This is a genomic window from Variovorax sp. GW821-FHT10D07, assembly GCF_059415325.1.
Genome location: NZ_JBWKMZ010000007.1, coordinates 254,795 through 277,089, shown reverse-complemented (window position 1 = coordinate 277,089; position 22,295 = coordinate 254,795). Strand labels below are relative to the sequence as shown.

Here is a 22,295-nt window from a genome sequence, read left to right as displayed (position 1 = left end):
GGGTCTCCTTCTTCAGGCCGCCAGTTTCTCGGGCGGCGTCGATTCGATAGCGGCCGAGGGCGCCGCGACCCGCCCCAGGTAGCTGTCGGCGACCCGCGCATCGCGCGCGACCTCGGCCGCCGGCCCCTGCAGGCTCACGCGGCCCATCTCGAGCACGTAGGCATGGTCGGCCACCTCGAAGGCGGCACGCGCGTTCTGCTCGACCAGCAGGATCGCCACGCCCTGCGCCTGCAGCCGCCGCACGGTGGCGAAGATGTCGCGCACCACCAGCGGCGCGAGCCCCAGGCTCGGCTCGTCGAGCAGCAGGATGCGCGGGCGCGCCATCAGCGCGCGGCCCAGCGCGAGCATCTGCCGCTCGCCGCCCGAGAGCGTGTGCGCGAGCTGCGCATGCCGCTCGCCCAGGCGCGGGAACAGCGCATACACGCGCTCCATCTCGGCGGCGATCGCGCGCCGGCCCGCGCGGCGCCAGCAGAAGGCGCCGAGCTCGAGGTTGTCGGCCACGCTCATGGTGCCGAACAGGTCGCGCTGCTCGGGCACCAGCGAAAGGCCCATGGCCACGCGGCGCTCGGGCGAGACGAAGCGCAGGTCGGTGCCGTCGAGCCGCACCTCGCCGCTCATCGGCAGCCGGCCCATGAGCGCGGCCAGCAGCGTGGACTTGCCGGCGCCGTTGGGGCCGACCACGGTGACGATGCCCGAGGACGGCACCGCCACGTCGACCTCGTGCAGCGCCGGGATGCGGCCATGGAACGCGCACAGGGCGCGGGCTTCCAGCGTCATGCCGCGCTCCCCAGGTAGGCTTGCTGCACGCGCGGGTCGTCGCGCACCGCCTGCGCCTCGCCCTCGGCGATCTTCTGGCCGAACTGCATCACGACCAGGCGGTCGGCGATGTCCATGATGAATTCCATGTCGTGGTCCACGATGAGCACGGTCACGCCCTCGCCGCGCAGTTGCTTGAGCAGTGCGGCCAGGGTCTTCTTCTCCTGGTGCCGCAGGCCGGCCGCGGGCTCGTCGAGCAGCAGCAGTTGCGGGCGGGCGCACAGGGCGCGCGCGATCTCCAGGATGCGCTGCTTGCCCAAAGGCAGGCTGGCGGCGGGCGCATCCGCGAGGTCCTCGAGGCCGCAGCGCCGCAGCTGCGCCAGCGCCATGGCCTCGATCGCGGCCTCCTCGCGGCGATCGAGCCGCAGCATGGCGCGCAGCCAGCCGTCGCGCCCGAGCAGGTGGCAGCCGAGCGCCGCGTTGTCGCGCACGCTCATGTCGGCCACCAGCTTCACGTGCTGGAAGGTGCGCGCCACGCCGCGCGCGGCCACGTGGCGCGCGCCGAGCGCATCGATGCGCTGGCCGCGCAGGGTGATCGCGCCGGCGCTGGCGGGCAGCAGGCCGGTGATCAGGTTGAACAGCGTGCTCTTGCCCGCGCCGTTGGGCCCGAGCAGCGCGACGATCTCGCCGCCGCGTACCTCGAAGGAGACGCCGTTGACCGCGACCAGCCCGCCGAAGCGTTTCTCGGCCCCGTCGACGCGCAGCAGCACCTCGCCCGGCGCGGCGGCTGCGTGCTGCGCGGGCGCGCGCAGCTCGGCCGGCGCGCCGCGCGGCGCGGGCCGCCGCGGCACGGCGGCCGTGAGGCGCGTCCAGCGCGCGAGCAGCGGCCACAGCCCCGCGTTGGCGCGCGCGAGGATCAGCAGCATCAGCACGCCGAACACCGCCATCTCGAAGTTGCCCGAGCGGCCGAGCAATGCCGGCAGCACGTCCTGCAGCACCTGCTTGAGCACCACCACCACGCCGGCGCCCGCGAGCGCGCCCCACAGCGCGCCCACGCCGCCCATCACCGCCATGAACAGGTACTCGATGCTCATCTGCAGCCCGAAGGGCGTGGGATTAAGGAAGCGCTGCATGTAGACGTAGAGCCAGCCCGCCATGCCGGCCAGGCCCGCGGCCGTGCAGAACACCGCGACCTTGAGCCGGAACGCATGCGCGCCGAAGGCCTCGGGCAGGTCGGCGCCGGCGCGCAGCGCGCGCACCGCGCGGCCCAGCCGCGAATCGAGCAGGTTGCGCACCAGCCAGAAGGCCAGCGCGAAGCCCAGCGCGATCAGGCAGAACATCGAGCGCTCGGACGCGAAGTCGAAGCCGAACAGGTTCAGTGCGGGAATGCCCGCGAGGCCGTTGAAGCCACCCAGCGGCTCGATGATGCCGAGCCCGTAGTAGACGACCACGCCCCAGGCCAGCGTGGCCAGCGAGAGGTAGTGGCCGCCCATCGAGAGCGTGAGCGCGCCGATGCCAGCGGCCGACAGCGTGGCGAGGGCAACGCCGGCCAGCAGCGTGGCCCAGCCCGGCACGCCGTGCGCCACCGCGAGGTAGCCGGCCGCATAGGCGCCGATGCCGACGAAGGCCGCCTGCCCGAAGGAGATCAGGCCCGCGAAGCCGGTCATCAGCGTGAGCCCGAGCGCCACCGTGGCGTAGAGCAGCACGAAGCTCGCGAGCGTGACGTAGTAGCTCGAGGCGAACAGCGCCACGCCCGCGGCGGCCGCCACGGCGACGGCCGCGAGCACCCAGGAACGAAAGCTCATGAAGCCTCCTGCGAATGCGGGTCGGCCAGCGAACGCCACAGCAGCAGCGGCACGATCAATGCGAACACGATGATCTCCTTGGCGGCGCTCGCGCCGTAGGACGAGAAGGCCTCGAGCAGGCCCACCACGAGCGAGCCCGCGGCGGCGAGGACGTAGCCCGAGAGCCCGCCGACGATCGCGCCGACGAAGCCCTTGAGCGCGAGCAGGAAGCCCGAGTCGTAGTAGATGGTGGTGAACGGGCCGATCAGCACGCCCGAGACCGCGCCGATGAAGGCGGCGATGGTCAGCGCCAGTTCGCCCGAGTGGTCGGGCGAGATGCCGACCAGCCGCGCGCCGTCGCGGCACACGGCGGTGGCGCGCAGCGCCTTGCCGCTCAGCGTGTGGCCGAAGAAGGCGAAGAACACGGCCACGAGCACGGCGCTCGCCGCCACCACCGCCAATGTCTGCGGCGCCACCGGCAGCCCCGCGAGCAGGCCGGCCGGCAGTTCGAAGCCCGGCAGCCGCGAGCCCTCGGGCCCGAACACGTACAGGCCCAGCGCCACCAGCACGAAGTGCAGCGCGATCGCCGCCACCAGCAGCACCAGCGGCGAGGCATTGCCCATCGGCCGGAACACGGTGCGGTAGATCAGCGGCCCCATCGCCGTGACCAGCGCCACAGCCGCGGCCGTCTGCATCCAGGCCGGCGAGCGCGCATCGACGCCGAACCAGGCGAAGGCGCAGGCCGCCAGCGGCAGCGCGCCGAGCAGCGCGAGCCGGCCGCCCAGCCCCGCGAGGTTGCGCTGTCGCAGGCGCTCGGCGGCTTCCATGCCGCAGGCCAGCAGGGCCACCGCCGCCACCGGCACCGCCAGCCCCGGCGCCTGGCCCTGCTGGAAGGCCGCGATGGTCAGCACGCTGGCGCTGACGAATTCGCCCTGCGGGACGAACACGATGCGCGTGACGGTGAAGACCATCACGAGCGCCAGCGCCAGCAGCACGTAGACCGCGCCGCTCGCGAGGCCGTCCTGCACCAGCAGGCCGAAGATCTGCATGTCCATGATCTGTGGGATCCGCCGCGCGTCAGGGGATGTACTTCCAGTTGCCCTTCTCGATGCGCACCATCACGCGGCTGCGCTGGTCCAGGCCGATGTGGTCCTTGGGCCCGAGGCTGTAGACGCCGTTGGTGGCATGCAGGTCCTGCGTGGACTCGATCGCATCGCGCAGCGCCTTGCGGAATTCGGGCGTGCCGGGCTTGGCGCCCTTGAGCGCGCGCGGCGCGGCGTCCTGCAGGATCAGCGCCGCGTCCCAGAGGTAGGCGGCGAAGGTGGAGCGCTGGCCCGCGTTGGGCAGCGCCTCGTACTTGCGGATGAAATCGAGCGAGGGCTTCTTCGCCGGGTGGCTGTCGGGCAACTGCTCGGCCACCAGCACTGGGCCGGCCGGCACGAAGGTGCCCTCGAGCTTGGCGCCGCCCACGCGCAGGAAGTCGTTGTTCGCCACGCCATGGGTCTGGTAGACCTTGCCACGGTAGCCGCGGTCGAACAGCGTGGCCTGCGGCAGCACCGCTGGCGTGCCCGAGGCCGCGATGAACACCGCGTCGGGCTGCGAGGCCAGCAGCTTGAGCACCTGGCCGGTGACCGAGGCATCGGTGCGCGTGTAGCGCTCGTTGGCCACCACCTCGATCTTGCGCAGTTCGGCGAGCTTGCCGAACTCGCGCCACCAGCCCTCGCCGTAGGCGTCGTTGAAGCCGATGAAGGCCACGCGCTTCACGCCGTTGTCGGCCATGTGCTTGATGATCGCGGTCGCCATGTGGGTGTCGCTCTGCGGGGTCTTGAAGGCCCAGCGCTTGCGGTCGTCCACCGGCTCGACGATGGCGCCCGAGCCCGCGAGACTGATCATCGGCGTGCCGCTCTCCACCAGGATGTCGAGCACGGCCAGCGAGTTGGGCGTGAGGCTCGGCCCGATCAGCAGGTCGATCGCCGACTCGGAGATCAGCTTGCGCACGTTCTTGACCGTGGTCGAGGTGTCGGACGCGTCGTCGAGCAGGATGTAGTTGACCTTCTTGCCGCCCGCGGTGGCGGGCAGCACCGACACCGTGCGCTGCTGGGTCACGCCCACCGAGGCCGCGGGCCCGGTGGCCGAGACCACCACGCCCACGTTGATGTCGGCCCGCGCGCCCGAAAGCGCCGCGAAGCACAGTGCCGCGCCGAAGGCGGCGGCCCGGAAGCGGGCCTTTGCAATCTCGATCATCGTTGTCTCCTTTTATGTGTCTGTCGTACCGGGAAAGAAATCGAAAGCGCGCTAGGTCTGCGCCACCGGCGTGAAGCTGTCGGCGGAGATCGCCGTGCTCGCCATGCCCAGCGCGATGCAGGTGTCGGAACAGGCGGCGACGAAGCCCGGCGAGCCGCCGATCACCGCGCGGGCGCCGGCCAGCGAGCCGTGGTGCTCGCGCAGCCACGAGGGCGCGTACTGTTGCCTGGTGCAGAAGCGGCTGCGCGCCTCGGTCACCAGCAGCGCATAGCGGAAGTTCGGATGCGCGCGGGCCAGCCCCGCGAGGCGGTCCATCAGCATCAGCTCGGCGTCGTCGCGCACCGAGAACAGCAGCGTCATCGGGCTGGTGTCGCCGTGCGCGAGCGCGTCCTCCATGATCGAGAGCACGGGCGCCAGGCCGGTGCCGCCCGCGAGGCCGAGCACCGGGCCCTCGCCCTCGGGCAGCCGGCAGGTGCCGTAGGGCCCGGTCACGCCGACGGTGTCGCCGGGCTGCAGCAGGTCGTGGATGTGGCCGCTGGCCGCGCCGCCCGGATGGCGCGCCACCAGCAGCTCGATCAGGCCCGTGCTCGAAGGCACGGTCGCGAGGCTGTAGCGCCGGTGCGGCGACAGGCCCGGCAGCGCGAGCTCGACGTAGGCGCCGGCCTGCGCCTCGAAGCGCAGCGGCTCGCTCGCCTGCAGCACCAGCCGCCGCACGCGCGGCGTCAGCGGGGTGTTGCACAGCACGCGCGCCTCGAAGCTCTGCACGGCCGAGCCCTCGCCGCCCGGGATCGGCTGCACGGTGCGCAGATGCACCTCGGCGCTCAGCGGGCGCGCCTGGCACATCAGGCAGAAGCCCTCGGCGATCTCCTGGTCGGAGATCGCGAGGCCCAGCGACCAGCCGTTGTCGACCGTGCCCTGCGTGACGCGTGCCTTGCACATGCCGCAGGAGGCGCCGCGGCACTGGTGCGGCAGCACCACGCCTTGCGACAGCGCGGCGTCCAGGATGATCTCTCCCTCGGGGACGCCGAAGCGGATCGCCTCGTTGACGAGGATCGTTCGGCTCATGTTCATCGATGTCATGCGCCTAGAAGATCGGGATCACCTTCTCGGGATCGAACACCACCTCCTTGCCCTCGATGCCGACTTCGGGCAGCGCGGGGAACTCGATGCCATAGGGATCGAGGTTGGCCTTCATGCGCAGCACCGCCGTCTTCCAGTTGGCCTTGCGCTCGTCGAGCGTGAGGATGCCCAGGCCGGCGCTGCGCGCGACCTCGTCGATCTGGCGCTGCGCGGGAATGAAGGTGGGCGGCAGCTTCCAGAACTGCTCGGGCGGCTCGTGCAGGATGCCCGATAGGAACACGAAGCCCGCGCGCAGCTGGATGCTGATCATCTGCTTGTCTTCCTCGGTGAGCACCGGCAGCAGCTTCTGCAGCACCGCCAGGCAGATGCCCAGGTGGCGGCCCTCGTCCTGGCCGATGCGCTTGAAGGCTTCCTTGAACACCGGGATGGTGGTGCGCTGGTACATGCCGTGGAACAGCGTGCTCGAGGCCACCTCGCCGAACAGGAAGGAGGTGAACAGGATCGCGAGCGGGTACTTGTCGACGCCGTTCTTGAAGCCGGTCCAGTAGCGCGAGCCGTTGTAGTAGAGCCACTCGATGTTGTTGCGCGCGAGATGCCCGAGCGGCGTCTCGGGCACGTAGCCGAGCGGGCCGCCGGGCGTGAGGCGCTTGATGGCGCGGCCGCACACTTCCTCGTGGTTCATCTCGTCGCGCACGACCGAGAAGAAGCACTTGCGCACCGGGTCCTCTTCCTTGCTCTCGTAGGTGTGGATCATGGCGCGCGCGAACACCGACGGCCCCGAGCCGTCGAACACCGCGAGCAGCGAGAACCAGTAGGCCATGGCGTAGCGCTGGTCGAGGCTGTAGTCCTCCACGCGCAGCGTGTCCCAGGCCAGCGTGTGCGGCGACCAGCCCGGATCGCGCGCGGCGTCGTAGATGTCGTAGAGCTTGGGCGTCTCCACATGCCACTCGAGCGGAAAGATGTTGGGCCCGTCGATGCCGGGCGCGGCCTCGATCTCGGCGAGCAGGGTCTGTGGGTCGGGCATGGCGAGCACCTGCTCGGGCGGCGAGGTCAGCGCGCGCGCGAGCGCGGCGGTGTCCTGGGCGTTGTCCAGGTGGGTGGGGGATGGGTTCATCGGGAATCTCTCCTTGTCATGTGTTCGGATGGGAGGGGTGGTGGATCATTGATTAGCCTTCCAGACGGCATATCAATTGACAATGGAAGAACGCGCATGCGGAATCGCGCCCGCGCGGGTGGCTTCGGCGAGTTCGGCCTCGCCGATCCCGGCCGCGCGCAGCACCTCGAGGCTGTGCGCGCCGAAGGCCGGCGCCGCGGTGCGATAGCTGGCCGGCGTGCGCGACAGCGACACGGCCGAGGCCACGCCCATCTGGCCGCCGGCCTCGACGAAGCGCTCGCGGTGCAGCGCATGCGGATGGGTGCGCACCCCGCCGACGTCGAGCACCGGGCCGCAGGGCACGCCCGCGCGCATCAGTTCCCGTGCGATGGCCTCGCCGTCGCGCGTGGTCAGCAGCGCCTCGAGCTCGGCCTTGAGCGCCGCCGCGTTCGCGAGCCGCTCGCTGTTGTGCGCGAAGCGCGGATCGTCGGCCAGTTCGGCGCGGCCCAGCAGCGCGACCAGGCGGCGGAACTGGCCGTCGTTGCCCACGGCGATGAACACGTTGCAGCTGCGCGTGGCGAAGGCGTCATAGGGACAGATGTTGGGATGCGCGTTGCCGCTGCGCCCCGCGACGCGGCCCGACAGGAAGTGGTTGGGCAGGTGCGGATGCATCAGCGAGACGCCGGTGTCGAACAGCGTGGCCTCGACCGACTGGCCCCGGCCCGACAGCTCGCGCTCGCGCAGCGCCATCAGGATGCCGATGACCGCGTGCAGCCCGGTCGCGATGTCGATCACCGGGATGCCCATGCGCAGCGGCGCGCCGCCGCGTTCGCCGTTGACCGACATCAGCCCGGTCATGGCCTGCGCGACCGCGTCGTAGCCTGGCAGGCCGCCCAGCGGGCCGTCGGCGCCGAAGCCGCTGACGCGGCAGTGCACCAGGCGCGGGAAGCGTTCGCGCAGGAAGTCCTCATAGCCGATGCCCCAGCGCTCGAGCGTGCCGGGCTTGAAGTTCTCGACCAGCACGTCGGCGTCCGCCAGCAGGCGCAGCAGCAACGCGCGGCCCTCGGGCAGCGAGAGGTCGAGCGCGACGCCCTGCTTGTTGCGGTTGACGCCGAGGAAGTACGACGCCGCGCCGTCGAGGAAGGGCGGGCCCCAGTCGCGCGTCTCGTCGCCCTGCGGCGGCTCGACCTTGATCACCTGCGCGCCATGGTCGGCCAGCATCTGGGTGCAGAAGGGGCCGCCGAGCACGCGCGACAGGTCGATCACGCGCAGGCCGGCCAGCGCGCCCGGCGTGGATTGCGTCGGCTGTGTCATGCCGGGCTGGCCTCCGCTGCGGTGCGCCGCAGCACGCGCGTGGCCTTGGCCTCGTAGCGCGGCAGCATGCCCTCGTCGTGGCAGCGCACCTCGCACGTGAGACCCAGCCGGGCCTTGAGCCGCGCGCGCACCTCGCGCGCCAGGTCGTCGCCCGTGCAGGCCGTGCCGGGCACGCGCTCCACGGCCACCTCCATGTGGTCGAGCACGCTGCGCTCGCTGTCGATGTAGATCTGCCAGGCATCCTTGGCCAGGCCCTCGACGCCCGCGATCACGTCCTCGATCTGCGAGGGATAGACCAGCACGCCGCGCACCTTGAGCATGTCGTCCGAGCGGCCGATGATGCGGCCGATGCGCGCATAAGCATGGCGGCCGCAGGCGCAGCGGTAGGGCTGGGCCGAACGGCGCACCAGGTCGCGCGTGCGCCAGCGCAGCACCGGCGAGGCCTCCTTGTCGAGCGTGGTGAAGACGATCTCGCCGACCTCGCCCGGCGCCACCGGGCGCAGGGTCTGCGGGTCGAGGATCTCGCTGAGCACGCTGTCGTCGTTGACCAGGTGCATCTCGTCGTCGCCGTGCGAATGCGGGCAGGAGACGCCGAGCACCGGCCCGCCAGCCTCGGTGGTGCCGTAGATGTTGTGCGCCAGGAAGCCCTCGGGCATCAGCGCCTCCATCTCGCTGCGGAAGGTGGCCGACACCGACTGGCCGCCGAACAGCCCCACGCGCAGCGCCCAGTCGCGGCGCGGGTCGATGCCGGCCTTGCGCGCCTGCTGGATCAGCGTCATCAGCCACAGCGGCGACATGGTCGTGACCGTGTGGCGGTGGTCGCGCAGCCACTGCACCATCAGCTCGCCGCGGCCCGGGCCGACGGGAAAGTTGACCGCGCCATAGGCCTTGAGCGCCTCGTCCATCGAGCTGCCGCCGATCCACAGGCCATAGCCATAGCCCTGGTAGACGCGGTCGCCCGCGCGCACGCCCACCGTGCGGTAGATGCGCGCGAGCTGGCGCACCAGCGTGTCTTCCCAGTCCTTTTGCGTGAATCCGAACAGCACCGGCAGGCCCGTGGTGCCCGAGGTGGCGCAGAAGCGCACCACCTGCTCGAGCGGCACCGTGAGCAGCGGGTACGGATAGAGCGCGCGCAGGTGGCTCTTCTCGAGCAGCGGCAGCGCCTGCAACGCGGCGCGGTCCTTCAGGTCGAGCGGCGAGGCGCCGGCCGCCGCGAAATGCGCCTGCCACTGCGGCGAATGCGCGAGCCGGCGGCCGAGCGCGGCGAGCTTGGCGTCCTGGCGCGCCTGCAGTTCGTCGAGCGACAGGAAATCGTCGGCGGCATCGGCCGCGGCCTGCGCATTGCGGGATTCGGTCATGGAGCGTCTCCTTTGTTCTTGGGGCGGTCGCGCTTCAGGCGGCGAGGTAGCGGCGCGTCTGCAGCACGCGGAAGCGCGGCAGCACGAAGGCGGTGTCGCACAGCGCTGCGTTGCCGGCGGCGTTGTGGCCGCTCACGTGCAGGTCGCTGAAGGCTGCCGACTGGTTCACCAGCACCGGGCCGGTCATGTCGAGCGTGAGGTGCACGCCGGCATCGGCGGCCGCGTTCTTCGCGCGGCGCACGAAGGCCTCGTCGCTCGAGTACACCGACCAGGTGATCGCGCCGCGCGAGCGCGTGACCTCGTGGGCATGCCGCAGCGCCGCGTCGGCGTCCTCGGTCACGATCAGCAGGCTGATCGGACCGAAGTGCTCGCGCGCGATGGTGTCGAGGGCTTCGGGCGGCACGGCATACAAGGCCGGCGTGCGCAGCACCGCATCGGGCAGCTCGGGATGCACGAGCCGGCGCGAGGCGAACACCGGCTCGCCGATCGATGCCGCCTCGACGGCGCGTGCCTCGGTGGCATCGCTCTGGATTGCGCCGAGCAACTCGATGGCGCGCACCGGATCGGCGACCAGCTTCGCCACCGCCGCGGCGAGGTCGGCCTTGAAATCCTCGACCGTCTTCGCCGTGCCGTCCTGCAGCCGGATGCCCGCGCGCGGCAGGTAGATGCTCTGCGGCGTGGTGCACATCTGGGCGCTGTAGAGGCTCAGCGTGAGCGCGAGGTTGCGCACCAGGCCGGGGTAGTCGCCGGTGCTCTCGATCAGCACCGCGTTGACACCAGCCTTCTCGGTGAAGACATGGGCCTGGCGCGCGTGGCTTTCGAGCCAGTCGCCGAATTCGGGGCCCCCGGTGAAGTCGATCAGCTTCACGCGCGCATCGAGCGCGAGCGCCTTGGTCTTGGGCGCGGCGCGCGTGTCGACCAGCAACTGCACCACGTCGGCGTCGAGCCCCAGGCCCGCGAGCACCGTGCGCGCTGTGTCGACGCACAGCGCGAGCGGCAGCACGGCCGTGGGATGCGGCTTCACGACCACCGGGTTGCCCGTGACCAGGCTCGCGAACAGGCCGGGGTAGGAGTTCCAGGTCGGGAAGGTGGCGCAGCCGATCACGGCCGCGATGCCACGCGGCAGGATCTCGAAGCTCTTCTCCACGCGCAGCGGCCGGCGCGCGTCGGGCTTCTCCCAGAGCACGCGCGCGGGATAGCTGCCCATCTCGCGCACGGCGATGGCCACGGCCTCGAGCGCGCGGTCCAGCGCATGCGCGGTGCCGGCCTGGAAGGCCATCGCGAACGGCTGGCCGCAGGCATGCATGCAGGCGAAGGCCATCTCGAAGGCGCGCTGCTGCAGCGCCTCGAGGATCTCGAGCGCCACCGCGGCGCGCTCGGTCGGGTCGAGCGCGGCCCAGGCCGGCGCGGCGGCTTCGGCGCGCGCGAGCACGGCATCGACCGGCTCGTCGGCATAGGCGGTGTCGAAGGGCACACCGAAGGCGCTGCGTTCCTCGCCGCGGATCGCGCCGTCGCGCCGCGTCCAGGCCGCGCGCACGGCGGCCTCGCCGGCTGCGCGCGAACCGTCGGCATAGACGGGGTGCGTCGGATCCTCGGGATAGGCGCTGTGGTAGCCGCGGCGGGCCACGGCGGCGATCGCATCGGCCAGGCGGCCGGCGTGTTTCAGTTGCAGGTCTTGGAGGGTCATGGTGGGTTCAGAGCGTGGCGGCGGTGCCGAAGATCGCGGTGCATTGGCTCGACATGTAGCCGCCCGGCGCATGAGCCAGCGCGAGCTCGGCGCCGGCGACCTGGCGCGCGCCGGCGTCGCCGCGCAGCTGCACCACCGACTCGATCGCGGTGTAGATGCCGAACATGCCGGGGTGGCCGAGCGAGAGTCCGCCGCCGCTGGTGTTCATCGGGAAGTCGCCGCCCGGCGAGGCACGGCCGCCATCGAGGAAGGCGCCGCCCTCGCCCTTGGCACAGAAGCCCGTGTCCTCGGCGAAGACGATGGGCATGATCGTGAAGGCGTCGTAGAACTGCACCACGTCGATGTCCTTCGGGCCCACCCCGGCCTGCGCATAAGCGGTGGCCGACGACACGCTGGCCGCGGTGCGCACCAGGTCCGGCATCTGCGCGATGCTGCGGTGCGTGGCGGCCTCGCCCACGCCGAGCAGGTAGACCGGCTTGCGCCGCAGCTGCGCGGCACGCTCGGCCGAGACCACGACCAGCGCGCCGCCGCCATCGGTCACGAGGCAGCAGTCGCGCACGGTGAAGGGATGCGCCACCGGCCGCGCCGCGATCACGTCCTCGATGCTCAGCGGTCCGGGATCGGGCGCTTCGGCGTCGAGCCGCGCCCAGTCGCGCGCGCTCACCGCCACCTGCGCGAGCTGTTCGCGCGTGGTGCCGAACTCGTGCATGTGGCGCTGCGCGACCATCGCATAGGCCGCGAGCGGGCCCGGGTAGCCGTAGGGCACTTCGTAGGGGTTGGGCTCGGAGTGCGTCGCGAACTGTCCGCCCGCCGATTTCTGCGTGCTGCCGTAGGCGATCAGCGCCACCGAGCACAGGCCGGCCGCGATCGCGGCGCGCGCATGGTTGAGGTGCGCGAGGAAGGCGCCGCCGCCGACCTGGGTCGAATCGGTGTAGCGCGGGCGCAGGCCCAGGTATTCGCACAGGCTCAGCGTGGGCATGAACAGCTGCAGCCCGGCCGCGAACACGCCGTCGACATCGGCCAGCGAGAGGCCCGCGTCGTCGAGCGCGCGCACCGAGGCCAGCGCCATCGCGTCGAGCGGCGAAGACAGGGCCGGCATCGTCGCGAAGCCGGTGCTGCCGATGCCGGCGATCGCGGCCGTGCCGCGCAGATTGGTTGCGGTCATGCGAGCGCTCCGAACACCACGCGGTGCGCGTCGTTCCAGGGCTCGATGCGCGCGGCCACGCGCAGGCCGATGCGCAGCGCGCCGGGCGCCGCATCGACCACGGTGGCCATCATGCGAAAGCCTTCGTCGAGATCGACCAGCGCGATGTTGAAGGCGCCGTCGCGCCGCTGCACTTCGGTGCAGGCATGGACCGTGCCCTCGCCACGGCTGGTGCGCCATTCGAGTTCGCCCGGTCGTCCGCCCGGACCCACGGCCTGGGGCGGAAAGACCGCGCGGCCCGCGCCGTGGTCGAACTGGTAGACCAGTCGGCCTTCGGCGAGCGCGGCGAGGAAGTGAGCGCGCGGCGAACGCGCGGCGTCGGGAGTGGAGGTCATGCCCATCCCCTAGCGTCCGATGAAGCGCGGCTTGCGCTTCTGCTGGAAGGCGCCGATGCCCTCAATGCCATCGGGCCCGGCCAGCGCCTCGGCCTGCGCGATCGCCTCGAGCTCGAGCGTCTCTTCGAAGGACCGCGCGCGCGACAGGATGCGCTTCGACGCGGCGAAGGCGGCGGTCGGGCCACTCGCGATCTCGCGCGCCATCCGCAGCGCGATCTCGTCGAGCGCCTCGGCCGCCACGCTGCGGTTCACGAGCCCCATGGCAGCGGCTTCGCGCCCCGAGAACAGGCGGCCCAGGAAGATCAGCTCGGCCGCGCGGTGCGGCCCGACGCGTTCGCGCAGGTGATGGTGGCCGCCCGAGTCGAGCACCGCGCCGATGTTGCGGAACGGGCTGCCGAGCAGCGCATCGTCGGCGACCAGCGCGATGTCGCAGGCCAGTGCGAGCCCGAAGCCGAAGCCCAGCGCGGGGCCCTGCACCGCGGCGATCGTCGGCACCGGGCAGTCGCGCACGGCGACCAGAACCGGGTTGATCCGCTCGCGCAGGATCGCGAGCGTGTCGTCGGTGCCGGGGTTGGTGTCCTTGAGGTCGCGGCCGGCACAGAAGGCATGACGCGTGCCGCGCACCAGCACCACGCGCGCACCGGCCGACACGGCCTCGCCGATCGCATCGGCGATCGCCGTCATCTCGTCGAGGCGCAGGCTGTTCTTCGCGGCGGGCCGGTCGATCGCGATGGTCGCGAGCGACGACTCCAAGGTCAGGCGCACCGCTTCGGTGGAGGGGGCGCCGTTCATCGCGCGGCTCCCTCGAAGGCCATCAGGATGCGCAGCTCGCTGGCCATCAGAAGCAAGCCATTCTGGTTGTGCACGTTCCACTGCAGCCGCACCACGCCATCGGTGCCGGGGCGCTTCACGGTCTTCTCGAGCACGGCGGCCTCCAGATGGATGGTGTCGCCGATGAAGGCCGGCGCGGTGAAGCGCAGCGCGTCGCTGCCGTAGTTCGCCACGATCGCCGGCGCTGCGGGCGGAATGCCGAGGCCGGCCGCATAGGCCAGCAGCATCAGGCCGGGCGCGATGCGCTGGCCGAAGCGCGTGCGCGCCGCATGGTGCGCGTCGGTGTGCAGCACGTACCAGTCGCCGGTCAGCGCGCACCACTGGAGGATGTCGGCTTCCGTGAGGGTGCGGCCGCGCGAGCGGAAGCGCGCGCCCTCCTCGATCCGGTCGAAGTGCTGCTCTAGAAATCCGCAGGTGCTGGTGATGTCGGTCATCGCGTCTTTATTTAACCTTCCGGACGGAATATAAATGAAGACGAAGACCCGGCGGCAGCTAGGGCTTACCCGAAGCCGCGGGAAAAGGCGCGATCGAAAGGGGTGTGGTCGTCAGCCGCCGCGCGCCGGCGAGGCGGCGGCGTCGACGCGCGCAAGCCATCGCAGGAAGGCCTCTGAGACGGCCGCGGGCTGTTCCAGCGTCGACATGTGGCCGCACTGCGGCACCACGACGAGCTCGGCATCGCCGGGCAGCAGGCCCGCCATCTCCTCGCTCAGAGCGGGGGGCGTGATCAGGTCCTCGCGGCCGCATAGCACCAGGGCCGGCGCCGTCAGCGCAGGCAGCAGCTCGCGCGCGTCGCGGCGCTGCATCGCGGCCTTCTGCTGTCGCGTGAAGCCCTCGCCGCCGACCTGCCTCGCCATGTCGGCGAGCAGATCGAGCAGCGAGCGATCCTGCGCATGCGACGGATGGATCACGCGGGGCGTGAAGCTCTCGACCACCTGGGCGAAGCTCGCGCCGCCCGAGCTCAGCGCCGCCACCATCCGCTGCCGGTTCTGCGTGGCCTCCTCGGAATCGGCGCGCGCACCGGTGTCCAGCAAGGCGAGGCCCGCGATCCTGGCGCCGGCCTGCCGGCACACCTCGAGCGCGACGTAGCCGCCCAGCGAGAAACCCGCCACCGCGAAGCTTCCGTCGGGCATCGCGGCCAGCGCCGTGGCGGCCATGGCCTCGACGGTGTCGGCCCCATCGGTCGGCGACACGACGACATCGCGCCCGGCGGGCAGCGCCCGTCGCACGGGATCCCAGACGCGCGCGTCGTTCATGAGGCCGGGAAGCAGCAGCAGCGGTACGGTGTTCATCATGGCGAGTCCTCGGGTGGTGGCATGTGGATGGGCTTGTTATAACTATGAAGTTGAGTTCACAGTCAAGTCATCCGGAGCCGCTCCATGTGGATCACAGAGTTCTCGCAACAGGCCGGCCTCAGCGTCGCCACCGTCCGCTTCTATGTGCGCAGCGGCCTGCTGCAGCCGAAGACGGGCCTGGCCGGCGGCACGCGGCCCTATCTCGAGTTCTCGCCGCGGGACCTGCGCCTGGTCGCCGCGATCCGCGCGGGCCAGGCCATGGGCATGTCGCTCGCCGAGATCCAGCTGCTGATGAACGAGCGCCGTGCCGGCGGACGCGGCCGCATGCTGCAGGCCATGCTCGCGCGACGCGACAGGTTGCGCCAGCAGCAGAAGGAGCTGGCCGCGATGCTGCGCTTCGTCGACGCGAAGATCGCCTGGCTGCAGGCCGGCGCGCCCGGGGTTCCGCCCGAGCCGCCGAAGATCGGCACGCGTTCGCCCTGAGCGGGCCGCGGGCTCAGGCCTTGAGCAATCCCCTGGCCTGCATGCTCTTCGCGGCCGCCGCGATGGCCTCGCGGGCATCGCGTGGTGTCCAGCCGAGCACCCGACCAGCCTTCTCGTTGGAGGTCTTCTTGGCGTAGCCGAGATCGGGAATGAAGGGGCGAAGCTCGGCATTGAAGAACGCGACCGCGCGCAGCACGAGATCGGGGATCGTGCGGGTAGGAACGCGCCTGGCCGTTTCGCCGAGCGCGGCCTTGACGATGGCGCCGATCTCCCGCATCGCCAGCGCTCGGCCATTCGAAAGCAGGAAGCGCTCGCCCGCGGCCCCTGGACGGGCCATCGCCAGGATGTGCGCGCGTGCCACGTCGCGCACGTCGACAACCGGGATGAACAGGTTCGGGAAACCCGGCATGTCCCCATCGAGCATGCGCTGGATCACATGATTGGCCCCGGAGATGTCCTTGCCCATCACCGGTCCCATCACCGCGACGGGAAGCATGGTGGCGAGTTCCAGCCCGCCGCCCTCGGCGGCCATGAAGGACCATGCCGCGCGCTCGGCGAGGGTCTTGCTCTTGCCGTAGGCATCGACGCCGGGGCCGTCGAGAACGGTCCAGTCGTTCTCGGTGAACGTGTGGGCGCCGTGGGGATGTCCCCAGCTCACGGCATGGAACGCCGAGGTGAGGACGACGCGCTTCACGCCCGCGTCGCGCGCTGCCCGCAGCACGCGCAGCGTGCCTTCGCGCGCGGGGACGATCAGGTCGTTCTCGTTCGCCACGTGCCCGGGCTGCACCGGGGATGCCACATGCAGCACGAAGTCGACACCGGCCATGGCCTGCGCCCAGCCTTCGTCGCGCAGGAGGTCGGCGGCGACGAAGCTCAGCCTGTCGCCTTGCACCATGCCCGCGTCCGCGAGCGACGCCCGCACCTCGGCCTGCCTGGCGAGCGATCGGACGGTGGTCCGCACGCGATGATCCTGCGCGAGGAGCTGGAGGATGCAGTGTCCGGCGATGAAGCCGGAGCCGCCTGTGACTAGGACGCGTGTGGAGGTCATGAGAGGGTGCTTTCGTGGTTCATGCCTGGTCGGCGGTCTGACGCTCGCGCCAACGGGAAGGGGTGGTCCGCTCCCAGCCGCGAAACGCGCGGGCGAACGAATTGGGCTCGACGAAGCCGAGCAGCATGGCAATGGCCACCGGATCGAGCACCGTGTTGGCGAGCAGCCGTGTCGCCGTCGTGTGCCTCACTGCGGCGAGCTGCTGCTGGAAGCTCGTTCCGCATTCGTCCAGGCGGCGTTGGAGCGTGCGGCTGCTGAGGTGGAGCCGGCCCGCCACCGCCGCGATGCTGGGTTGCAGGCCTTCGCTCAACTGGCGCGCGATCGCCACACGGGTCTCGGCCACGAGCGGGGACAGGCCCTCGCCGTGGGCCGCCCTCTGCTCGAGGCCCTCGAGCACCCGCGCGAAGGCCCCGCCATCCGCCGTGACGAACGGCACGTCGAGCGCCGCGCGGTCGAACACCATCGCGTCGTGCGCGGCCCCGAAGACGATGGGGCATCCGAAGTGGCGGCGCAGCAGCGCCTGATGCCGGGGCCGACGCGCCAGTTCCAGCCGAAGGGGCGCGATCCGTCCGGCGCTGCCATGCCGCGCCAGCTCCCGCAGCGAGGCCATGGTCATGTCGATGAGCAGGCGCGGCACCTCGCTCGTCGCCAGCAGCCAGCGATAGCGCACCGTCGTCTGCTCGCCCACGGTCTCGACCTCGACGAGCTCGGGGCAGGTCAGACGCTTGTAGCGCGAGAGGGCCGCCAGCGCGCGGCGAAAGTCGGGCGCGTGCAGCGCCACGATCGAGGCCACGCCATAGCCCCGGGCGATCCCTTCGGCACCGAAGCGAAGTCCCGCGGACGGATCGTCGAACGCCTCGTCCGCCGCGGCCCAGATGCGGAAGAACTCGCTCGTGCTCCACGCGTTCGATGACTTCACGCCGGCACGCTCGCACAGCCGCTCGATGGGGAGTCCGGACTTTGCGAGAACGAGGGGAGACACCGAAAAAGTGTCGTGGCGAGTCATGCGCAAAGAATAGGAGCGCGGGGAGCGCCCGACAAATCCGATCGCGCCAAAAAAGGGATCGCGGGGATACGGACCGTTGGCCGACGACTTGCAGAAAGCTACCGTGCGCGCCGCACCGAAGTCCCGATCGCGATCCCCGCCACGATCAGCCCCGTCGCCAGCAGCAGCGCGCCATCGGGCCTTTCGCCCAGCGCGAGGTCGGCCGCCAGCAGGCCCACCACCGGCACGCCCAGCAGCCCCATCGAGGTCACGGACGCCGGCAGGTCGCGGTTCACGGTGTTCATCGCCCAATAGGCCAGCACGGTGCCGATGAGGTTGCTGTAGCCCAGCAGCGCGACCAGCTCCATCGACCACGCGATGCGCGGCACGCCCTCGATGGCCAGCGCCAGCAGCAGTTGCGCGATGCTCGCGAGCAGCATCTGCCAGGGCAGCAGCTGGAACGGCGGCGTGGTCCACCGATGGGCGCGCCCGTAGACGATGCAGGCGGCCCAGCAGGCCGCGGCCAGCAGGATCAGACCGTGGCCGCGCACCACGTCGGCATCGCGCCAGTCGACGGCCGCGGGCTGCAGCAGCACCAGCAGCCCCGCCACGCCGAGCCCCAGGCCGGCGGCGCGGCGCGCGGTGAAGGCCTCGCCGAGGAAGAAGCGGGCCGCGGGCAGCACCCATAGCGGCGTGGTGTAGGCCAGCACCACCGAGCGGCCCGCGCTCAGGTACTGCAGGCCCAGCGCGGCCAGCACCGAGAAGGCCACCATGTGCAGCAGGCCGACGCTCAGGATCACCGGCAGGTCGTGCCGCGTGGGCACGGCCAGCCGGCCCGAGGCCGGCAGCACCACCCACAGCACGATGCACGCCGGCACCATGCGCAGCGTGGTGGCCCAGATCGGCGTGACGTGTTCCAGCACCACCTTGCCGACGCTCCAGTTGACGCCCCAGGCACCGATGACGATCGCGAGAAGAAGGACGGCGGTGCCGCGCGGCGAGGCGTTCGAGGACATGGCTGACGGTGGGCAGGGGATGGGCAGAAAGCCGCTCAAGATAAGCCGCTCCGCGCCCCTTCGCCAGCGATCCTTCTCTACACTGGCCGTGAAATCAATTCACACCATGGACCTCCAGCAACTCCCTCCGCTGACCGCCCTGCGCGCCTTCGCCGCGGCCGCGCAGGCCGGCAGCGTGGTCGGCGCGGCCGACCGGCTCAACGTCACGCACAGCGCGGTGAGCCACCAGCTGCGGCTCATCGAATCGTGGCTGGGCTGCAAGCTGTTCGACCGCCACGCCGCGGGCGTGACGCTGACCGACGCCGGCCGGCGGCTGTTCGCCAGCACGGCCCGGGCGCTCGACGACATCGGCACGGTCTGCGCCGAAATTCGCGGCCAGCGGCCCGCCACCGCGCTGACCCTGGCCTGCCCCGGCAGCTTCATGCTGCAGTGGCTGATCCCGCGGCTCGACGATTTCGAGGCGCGGCATCCGCAGGTCGTGCTCAACCTGCAGACCGGCAGCGACCTCGGCCGGCTGCGCGCCGGGCACGTCGATGCGCTGGTCTACTGCGGCCGCGGGACGCATCCGCGCGAGGTGAGCGAGATCCTGCTGGCCGACAACGACATCGGGCCGATCTGCACGCCCGCGCAGGCGAAGACGCTGGCCCGGCCACGGGACGTGCTGTCGCATGCGCTGCTCGGCACGGAGTCCTATCCGGCCGGCTGGACGATCTGGGCGCAGGCCAATGGGCTGGACGCCGCGCGGCTGCGGCCGCGGCGTTCGTTCGGCCAGTGGATCTACATGATCCAGGCCGCCATCGCCGGTCTCGGCGTGGGCATCGCGCCCTCTGTGCTGGTGCGCGAGGAGCTCGCGCAGGCGCGCATCGCGGCCCCGCTCGGCTTCGTGCCCAGCGGCGACCGCATCTCGCTGTGCGTGCTCAGACGCCGCGCGCAGGAGCCGGCCATCGCCGCGCTCGCCGACTGGCTCGGCACGCTGCACGGCCAGCCCACGGCTGGTTGACCCCGCGGCCGCGCGCGCCCTACACGATGCCGTGCAGGCACATGTCGCTCGCCTGGTCGGCCAGCGTCTCGAGGCTCAGGCGCCCAGTCGGCTGGTACCAGGTGTAGGTCCAGTTCAGCATGCCGTACATCAGCATCGCGTGCGTGGTCGCGGCCTGGCGGTCCTTGAACTTCTGCGCGTTGATCTCGCGCAGCAGCGCGCACAGGAAGCCCACCAGCTTCTGCTCGTTGGCATTCACCTGCGCGCGCACCTCCTCGGGCAGGTGGTAGACGTCCTCGATCAGCACGGTGTGGCGGTCGCGCTGCTCGTAGTAGTACTTGAGATGCGCGAGGAAGTAGTTGCGCAACCGCGCGCGCGGATCGATGGGCGCCGACACCAGGTCCGAGGCGATCGCCACCAGCGCGCTCACGTGCTCGCCGAGCATCTCCGCGAGCATCGCTTCCTTGGACGGGAAGTAGTGGTACATGCGCGACTTCGACGCATTGCAGGCCGCGCCGATGTCGATGATGTTGGTGTTGCGAAAGCCGTTCTTGGCGAAGAGGGACGCGGCCACGTCGAGGATCGTGGCCCGGATGTCGTCGAAGTTCTCGGATTTGGTTCTGGCCATGTCGGCATCGCCCGCAAAAGAAAAATGGTTCGTTCGAAACACCCGCGCCTCGCGCATGTTTCGTCCGCCTGCCCTGTACGCAGCCGGGCGAAACAGCGAAATTTATTCCGTCCGGACGGCCTACTCTAACCGAGGCCTCGCGACCTCGCGGCGGGGTCCCTTCCTGATCCTCCCGATCCACCCGCCCCACGGAGCCGCGCATGAATCCCGCTGTACGCCACGCCCTCGCCTCGCTCGTCGTCGCCATCGCCACCACCGCGCAGGCGCAGGACGCGCCCGTGCGCATCGGCATCGCCGCGCCGCTGACCGGTGCGATCGCCCATCTCGGCAAGGACATGGAGAACGGCGCGCGGCTCGCCATCGAGGACCTCAATGCACAGGGCCTCGCGATCGGCGGCCGCCGGCTGCGCTTCGAGGCGGTGGTCGAGGACGACCGGGCCGATCCCGCCAGCGCCACCACCGTGGCGCAGAAGCTGGCCGACCTGCAGGTCAACGGCGTCGTCGGCCACCTCAACTCGGGCACCACCATTCCCGCGGCCCGCGTCTACAACGACGCCGGCATCCCGCAGGTCGCGCCGGCCGCGACCAACCCGCAGTACACGCGCGCCGGCTACCGGTTCGCCGCGCGGCTCATGGCCACCGACGTGCAGCAAGCCGACGGCATCGCGGGCTACGTCGCGCGCACGCTGAAGGCGAAGACCGCCGCCGTGATCGACGACCGCACCGCCTACGGCCAGGGCCTGGCCGACCAGGTGGTGGCCGACCTCGGCAAGGCGCAGGTGAAGGTGCTCAAGCGCGAGTTCGGCACCGACCGCGCGACCGACTTCTCGGCCATCCTCACCACCCTGCGCGGCCTCAAGCCCGACGTGATCGTCTACGCGGGCGCCGACGCGCAGGCTGCGCTGGTCAACCGGCAGATGAAGCAGCTCGGCCTGAGTGCGACCTTCATCGCGGGCGACGGCGTGTGCACCGGCGAATGGAGCAAGCTCGCGGCCGGCGCCAACGAGGGCGCCTACTGCTCGCAGGCCGGCGCGCCACGCGAGGCCATGGCCGCCTTCGCGGCCTTCAACCAGCGCTACAAGGCACGCTTCGGCGCCGACGTGATCGTGTTCGCGCCCTATGCCTACGACGCGGTGATGGTGCTGGTGGAAGCGATGAAGAAGGCCGGCTCCACCGATCCCGCGGTGTATGGACCGAAGCTCGCGGGCGTGACACTCACCGGGCTGATCGGTCCGATCGCGTTCGATGCACGCGGGGACAACCTGCGGGGGACGGTGACGATCTATCAGGTTCGTGGGGGGAAGCTGGTGGTGGCGCCGTAGCGTTGCACCCTGCGCGACCCCGGTCCTACTTCGTGAACCCCTCGCGCTTGCGAATCTCGTCGAGGTAGTTGTAGATCGAGAAGCGCGACATGTCGAGCGCCGCCGCCGCGCGGCCCACGCTGCCCTTCACGATGAACAGGCCGCGCCGCAGCATCTCCTCGACGGCGTGCACCTTCTCCTCCTTGTTCATGAGCTGCACCGGCTTGCCGAAGGTGCGGATCGCCGAACGGATGATCTCGCCCATCAGCAGGTCCATGTCGGGTGATTCCTCGCGCGACTCGGGCGTGGCCGCGGGCGTAGGCGCGCCCTGGATCGCATGCTCGAGCCAGGCGTGCGCGAGCTTGAACACGGTGAGGTCGGCGTTCATGCACAGCGCCGCGAACGGCGTGCCGTCGGCATCGCGGTAGATCACGGTGGCCGACTTCAGCGGCGTGCCGGTGCCGGTCAGCGTGGGATAGACATTGACCACCGAGTGGCCGCTGCCCGAGAGGTCGGTGGCGGCCGACCAGGCGGCGCCGAAGGCGCGGTCGTCCTTCGGGCCGCTGAGGATGGTGCTGCCGACCTTGCGGCCCGACACGTGGCCGTTGGCGATCGCGACCACGGAGGCATCGGGCTGCGTCAGGTCGTGCAGCACCAGTTCGGTGTTCGGCCCGAGCATGCGCCCCATCATCTCCACCACGGGCTTGAGCACCTCGACGATGCGCCGGCGCTCCTCGGCGATGGCCGGCGGCACCGTCGTGGCCTTCGAGGGTTTGGCCGCGCGCGAGCGTGCACGCGAGGCCGGCGGCGGCTGCGCGGTCGAACGGGCGCTGGAGGTCTCGGCGGTCTTGCGGGTGGCTGGCATGGACGCGAAAGT

22 protein-coding genes are annotated in these 22,295 nt (G+C 71.1%); 3 read left to right on the top strand and 19 right to left on the bottom strand.

Annotated features, from left to right (window positions below; all coding sequences use genetic code 11):
- Positions 1-12 precede the first annotated feature (12 nt).
- From AC07PU_RS21825 to AC07PU_RS21760, 14 genes are all read right to left on the bottom strand, one after another.
- Entirely contained in the window at positions 13-777 is a 765-nt protein-coding gene (locus tag AC07PU_RS21825; protein ID WP_495320439.1) for an ABC transporter ATP-binding protein, read from the bottom strand.
- Complete coding sequence (locus AC07PU_RS21820; protein WP_495320437.1) at positions 774-2,561, bottom strand: branched-chain amino acid ABC transporter ATP-binding protein/permease; 1,788 nt, start codon at positions 2,559-2,561, stop codon at positions 774-776. The genes AC07PU_RS21825 and AC07PU_RS21820 overlap by 4 nt, the downstream gene beginning before the upstream one ends.
- Positions 2,558-3,595 carry a branched-chain amino acid ABC transporter permease gene (locus AC07PU_RS21815; protein WP_495320435.1) on the bottom strand — a complete coding sequence of 346 codons (1,038 nt, stop codon included), beginning with the start codon at positions 3,593-3,595 and terminating at the stop codon, positions 2,558-2,560. The genes AC07PU_RS21820 and AC07PU_RS21815 overlap by 4 nt, the downstream gene beginning before the upstream one ends.
- A 22-nt stretch (positions 3,596-3,617) precedes the next feature.
- Positions 3,618-4,784: an ABC transporter substrate-binding protein gene (locus AC07PU_RS21810; protein ID WP_495320433.1), complete on the bottom strand. Its 1,167-nt coding sequence runs from the start codon at positions 4,782-4,784 to the stop codon at positions 3,618-3,620.
- A gap of 51 nt (positions 4,785-4,835) precedes the next feature.
- Positions 4,836-5,849, bottom strand: coding sequence for a 2Fe-2S iron-sulfur cluster-binding protein (locus AC07PU_RS21805; RefSeq protein WP_495320431.1), 1,014 nt, complete (start codon positions 5,847-5,849; stop codon positions 4,836-4,838).
- A 19-nt stretch (positions 5,850-5,868) separates the two neighbouring features.
- Positions 5,869-6,978, bottom strand: coding sequence for a hypothetical protein (locus tag AC07PU_RS21800; protein ID WP_490880411.1), 1,110 nt, complete (start codon positions 6,976-6,978; stop codon positions 5,869-5,871).
- 72 nt (positions 6,979-7,050) lie between these two features.
- Positions 7,051-8,271, bottom strand: a complete 1,221-nt coding sequence (locus tag AC07PU_RS21795; protein WP_495320429.1) for a CaiB/BaiF CoA transferase family protein — start codon at positions 8,269-8,271, stop codon at positions 7,051-7,053.
- Positions 8,268-9,629, bottom strand: a complete 1,362-nt coding sequence (locus tag AC07PU_RS21790; protein WP_495320427.1) for a phenylacetate--CoA ligase family protein — start codon at positions 9,627-9,629, stop codon at positions 8,268-8,270. Before AC07PU_RS21790 ends, AC07PU_RS21795 begins: the two co-directional genes overlap by 4 nt.
- Before the next feature lie 34 nt (positions 9,630-9,663).
- Complete coding sequence (gene paaN, locus AC07PU_RS21785; protein WP_495320425.1) at positions 9,664-11,316, bottom strand: phenylacetic acid degradation protein PaaN; 1,653 nt, start codon at positions 11,314-11,316, stop codon at positions 9,664-9,666.
- 7 nt (positions 11,317-11,323) lie between these two features.
- Positions 11,324-12,481, bottom strand: a complete 1,158-nt coding sequence (locus AC07PU_RS21780; RefSeq protein ID WP_495320423.1) for an acetyl-CoA acetyltransferase — start codon at positions 12,479-12,481, stop codon at positions 11,324-11,326.
- Positions 12,478-12,855: a Zn-ribbon domain-containing OB-fold protein gene (locus AC07PU_RS21775; RefSeq protein ID WP_495320421.1), complete on the bottom strand. Its 378-nt coding sequence runs from the start codon at positions 12,853-12,855 to the stop codon at positions 12,478-12,480. Before AC07PU_RS21775 ends, AC07PU_RS21780 begins: the two co-directional genes overlap by 4 nt.
- Before the next feature lie 9 nt (positions 12,856-12,864).
- On the bottom strand, positions 12,865-13,647 hold the full coding sequence (locus tag AC07PU_RS21770; protein ID WP_495320419.1) for an enoyl-CoA hydratase/isomerase family protein: 783 nt from the start codon (positions 13,645-13,647) through the stop codon (positions 12,865-12,867).
- Positions 13,644-14,120, bottom strand: a complete 477-nt coding sequence (locus AC07PU_RS21765; RefSeq protein ID WP_057589761.1) for a MaoC/PaaZ C-terminal domain-containing protein — start codon at positions 14,118-14,120, stop codon at positions 13,644-13,646. Before AC07PU_RS21765 ends, AC07PU_RS21770 begins: the two co-directional genes overlap by 4 nt.
- 111 nt (positions 14,121-14,231) lie before the next feature.
- Entirely contained in the window at positions 14,232-14,978 is a 747-nt protein-coding gene (locus AC07PU_RS21760; RefSeq protein WP_495320417.1) for an alpha/beta fold hydrolase, read from the bottom strand.
- An 84-nt stretch (positions 14,979-15,062) separates the two neighbouring features.
- Between AC07PU_RS21760 and AC07PU_RS21755 the strand changes: the two genes are divergently transcribed.
- Entirely contained in the window at positions 15,063-15,461 is a 399-nt protein-coding gene (locus tag AC07PU_RS21755) for a helix-turn-helix domain-containing protein (RefSeq protein ID WP_495320415.1), read from the top strand.
- A gap of 13 nt (positions 15,462-15,474) precedes the next feature.
- Here the strand turns inward: AC07PU_RS21755 and AC07PU_RS21750 are convergent, their stop codons facing one another.
- The 3 genes from AC07PU_RS21750 to AC07PU_RS21740 form a co-directional block, all read right to left on the bottom strand.
- Positions 15,475-16,509, bottom strand: a complete 1,035-nt coding sequence (locus AC07PU_RS21750) for an SDR family oxidoreductase (protein ID WP_495320413.1) — start codon at positions 16,507-16,509, stop codon at positions 15,475-15,477.
- Between the two features lie 19 nt (positions 16,510-16,528).
- Positions 16,529-17,515: an AraC family transcriptional regulator gene (locus AC07PU_RS21745; protein ID WP_495320411.1), complete on the bottom strand. Its 987-nt coding sequence runs from the start codon at positions 17,513-17,515 to the stop codon at positions 16,529-16,531.
- Between the two features lie 98 nt (positions 17,516-17,613).
- On the bottom strand, positions 17,614-18,510 hold the full coding sequence (locus AC07PU_RS21740) for a DMT family transporter (protein WP_398491920.1): 897 nt from the start codon (positions 18,508-18,510) through the stop codon (positions 17,614-17,616).
- 106 nt (positions 18,511-18,616) lie between these two features.
- On the opposite strand from AC07PU_RS21740, the gene AC07PU_RS21735 reads away from it, so the two are divergent.
- Positions 18,617-19,510: a LysR substrate-binding domain-containing protein gene (locus AC07PU_RS21735; protein ID WP_495320409.1), complete on the top strand. Its 894-nt coding sequence runs from the start codon at positions 18,617-18,619 to the stop codon at positions 19,508-19,510.
- A gap of 19 nt (positions 19,511-19,529) precedes the next feature.
- Here the strand turns inward: AC07PU_RS21735 and AC07PU_RS21730 are convergent, their stop codons facing one another.
- Positions 19,530-20,117, bottom strand: a complete 588-nt coding sequence (locus AC07PU_RS21730; protein WP_093352991.1) for a TetR/AcrR family transcriptional regulator — start codon at positions 20,115-20,117, stop codon at positions 19,530-19,532.
- A gap of 200 nt (positions 20,118-20,317) precedes the next feature.
- On the opposite strand from AC07PU_RS21730, the gene AC07PU_RS21725 reads away from it, so the two are divergent.
- Entirely contained in the window at positions 20,318-21,439 is a 1,122-nt protein-coding gene (locus AC07PU_RS21725; protein ID WP_495320406.1) for a branched-chain amino acid ABC transporter substrate-binding protein, read from the top strand.
- Positions 21,440-21,464: 25 nt separating this feature from the next.
- Here AC07PU_RS21725 and AC07PU_RS21720 read toward each other — a convergent pair whose 3' ends face one another.
- On the bottom strand, positions 21,465-22,283 hold the full coding sequence (locus tag AC07PU_RS21720) for a helix-turn-helix transcriptional regulator (protein ID WP_495320404.1): 819 nt from the start codon (positions 22,281-22,283) through the stop codon (positions 21,465-21,467).
- Positions 22,284-22,295 lie beyond the last annotated feature (12 nt).

Excerpts from the sequence above, each read along its gene's own strand:
- AC07PU_RS21825 (WP_495320439.1), bottom strand. The coding sequence starts at position 777 with ATGACGCTGGAAGCCCGCGCCCTGTGCGCGTTCCATGGCCGCATCCCG.
- AC07PU_RS21820 (WP_495320437.1), bottom strand. The coding sequence starts at position 2,561 with ATGAGCTTTCGTTCCTGGGTGCTCGCGGCCGTCGCCGTGGCGGCCGCC.
- AC07PU_RS21815 (WP_495320435.1), bottom strand. The coding sequence starts at position 3,595 with ATGGACATGCAGATCTTCGGCCTGCTGGTGCAGGACGGCCTCGCGAGC.
- AC07PU_RS21810 (WP_495320433.1), bottom strand. The coding sequence starts at position 4,784 with ATGATCGAGATTGCAAAGGCCCGCTTCCGGGCCGCCGCCTTCGGCGCG.
- AC07PU_RS21805 (WP_495320431.1), bottom strand. The coding sequence starts at position 5,849 with ATGAGCCGAACGATCCTCGTCAACGAGGCGATCCGCTTCGGCGTCCCC.
- AC07PU_RS21800 (WP_490880411.1), bottom strand. The coding sequence starts at position 6,978 with ATGAACCCATCCCCCACCCACCTGGACAACGCCCAGGACACCGCCGCG.
- AC07PU_RS21795 (WP_495320429.1), bottom strand. The coding sequence starts at position 8,271 with ATGACACAGCCGACGCAATCCACGCCGGGCGCGCTGGCCGGCCTGCGC.
- AC07PU_RS21790 (WP_495320427.1), bottom strand. The coding sequence starts at position 9,629 with ATGACCGAATCCCGCAATGCGCAGGCCGCGGCCGATGCCGCCGACGAT.
- paaN (WP_495320425.1), bottom strand. The coding sequence starts at position 11,316 with ATGACCCTCCAAGACCTGCAACTGAAACACGCCGGCCGCCTGGCCGAT.
- AC07PU_RS21780 (WP_495320423.1), bottom strand. The coding sequence starts at position 12,481 with ATGACCGCAACCAATCTGCGCGGCACGGCCGCGATCGCCGGCATCGGC.
- AC07PU_RS21775 (WP_495320421.1), bottom strand. The coding sequence starts at position 12,855 with ATGACCTCCACTCCCGACGCCGCGCGTTCGCCGCGCGCTCACTTCCTC.
- AC07PU_RS21770 (WP_495320419.1), bottom strand. The coding sequence starts at position 13,647 with ATGAACGGCGCCCCCTCCACCGAAGCGGTGCGCCTGACCTTGGAGTCG.
- AC07PU_RS21765 (WP_057589761.1), bottom strand. The coding sequence starts at position 14,120 with ATGACCGACATCACCAGCACCTGCGGATTTCTAGAGCAGCACTTCGAC.
- AC07PU_RS21760 (WP_495320417.1), bottom strand. The coding sequence starts at position 14,978 with ATGATGAACACCGTACCGCTGCTGCTGCTTCCCGGCCTCATGAACGAC.
- AC07PU_RS21755 (WP_495320415.1), top strand. The coding sequence starts at position 15,063 with ATGTGGATCACAGAGTTCTCGCAACAGGCCGGCCTCAGCGTCGCCACC.
- AC07PU_RS21750 (WP_495320413.1), bottom strand. The coding sequence starts at position 16,509 with ATGACCTCCACACGCGTCCTAGTCACAGGCGGCTCCGGCTTCATCGCC.
- AC07PU_RS21745 (WP_495320411.1), bottom strand. The coding sequence starts at position 17,515 with ATGACTCGCCACGACACTTTTTCGGTGTCTCCCCTCGTTCTCGCAAAG.
- AC07PU_RS21740 (WP_398491920.1), bottom strand. The coding sequence starts at position 18,510 with ATGTCCTCGAACGCCTCGCCGCGCGGCACCGCCGTCCTTCTTCTCGCG.
- AC07PU_RS21735 (WP_495320409.1), top strand. The coding sequence starts at position 18,617 with ATGGACCTCCAGCAACTCCCTCCGCTGACCGCCCTGCGCGCCTTCGCC.
- AC07PU_RS21730 (WP_093352991.1), bottom strand. The coding sequence starts at position 20,117 with ATGGCCAGAACCAAATCCGAGAACTTCGACGACATCCGGGCCACGATC.
- AC07PU_RS21725 (WP_495320406.1), top strand. The coding sequence starts at position 20,318 with ATGAATCCCGCTGTACGCCACGCCCTCGCCTCGCTCGTCGTCGCCATC.
- AC07PU_RS21720 (WP_495320404.1), bottom strand. The coding sequence starts at position 22,283 with ATGCCAGCCACCCGCAAGACCGCCGAGACCTCCAGCGCCCGTTCGACC.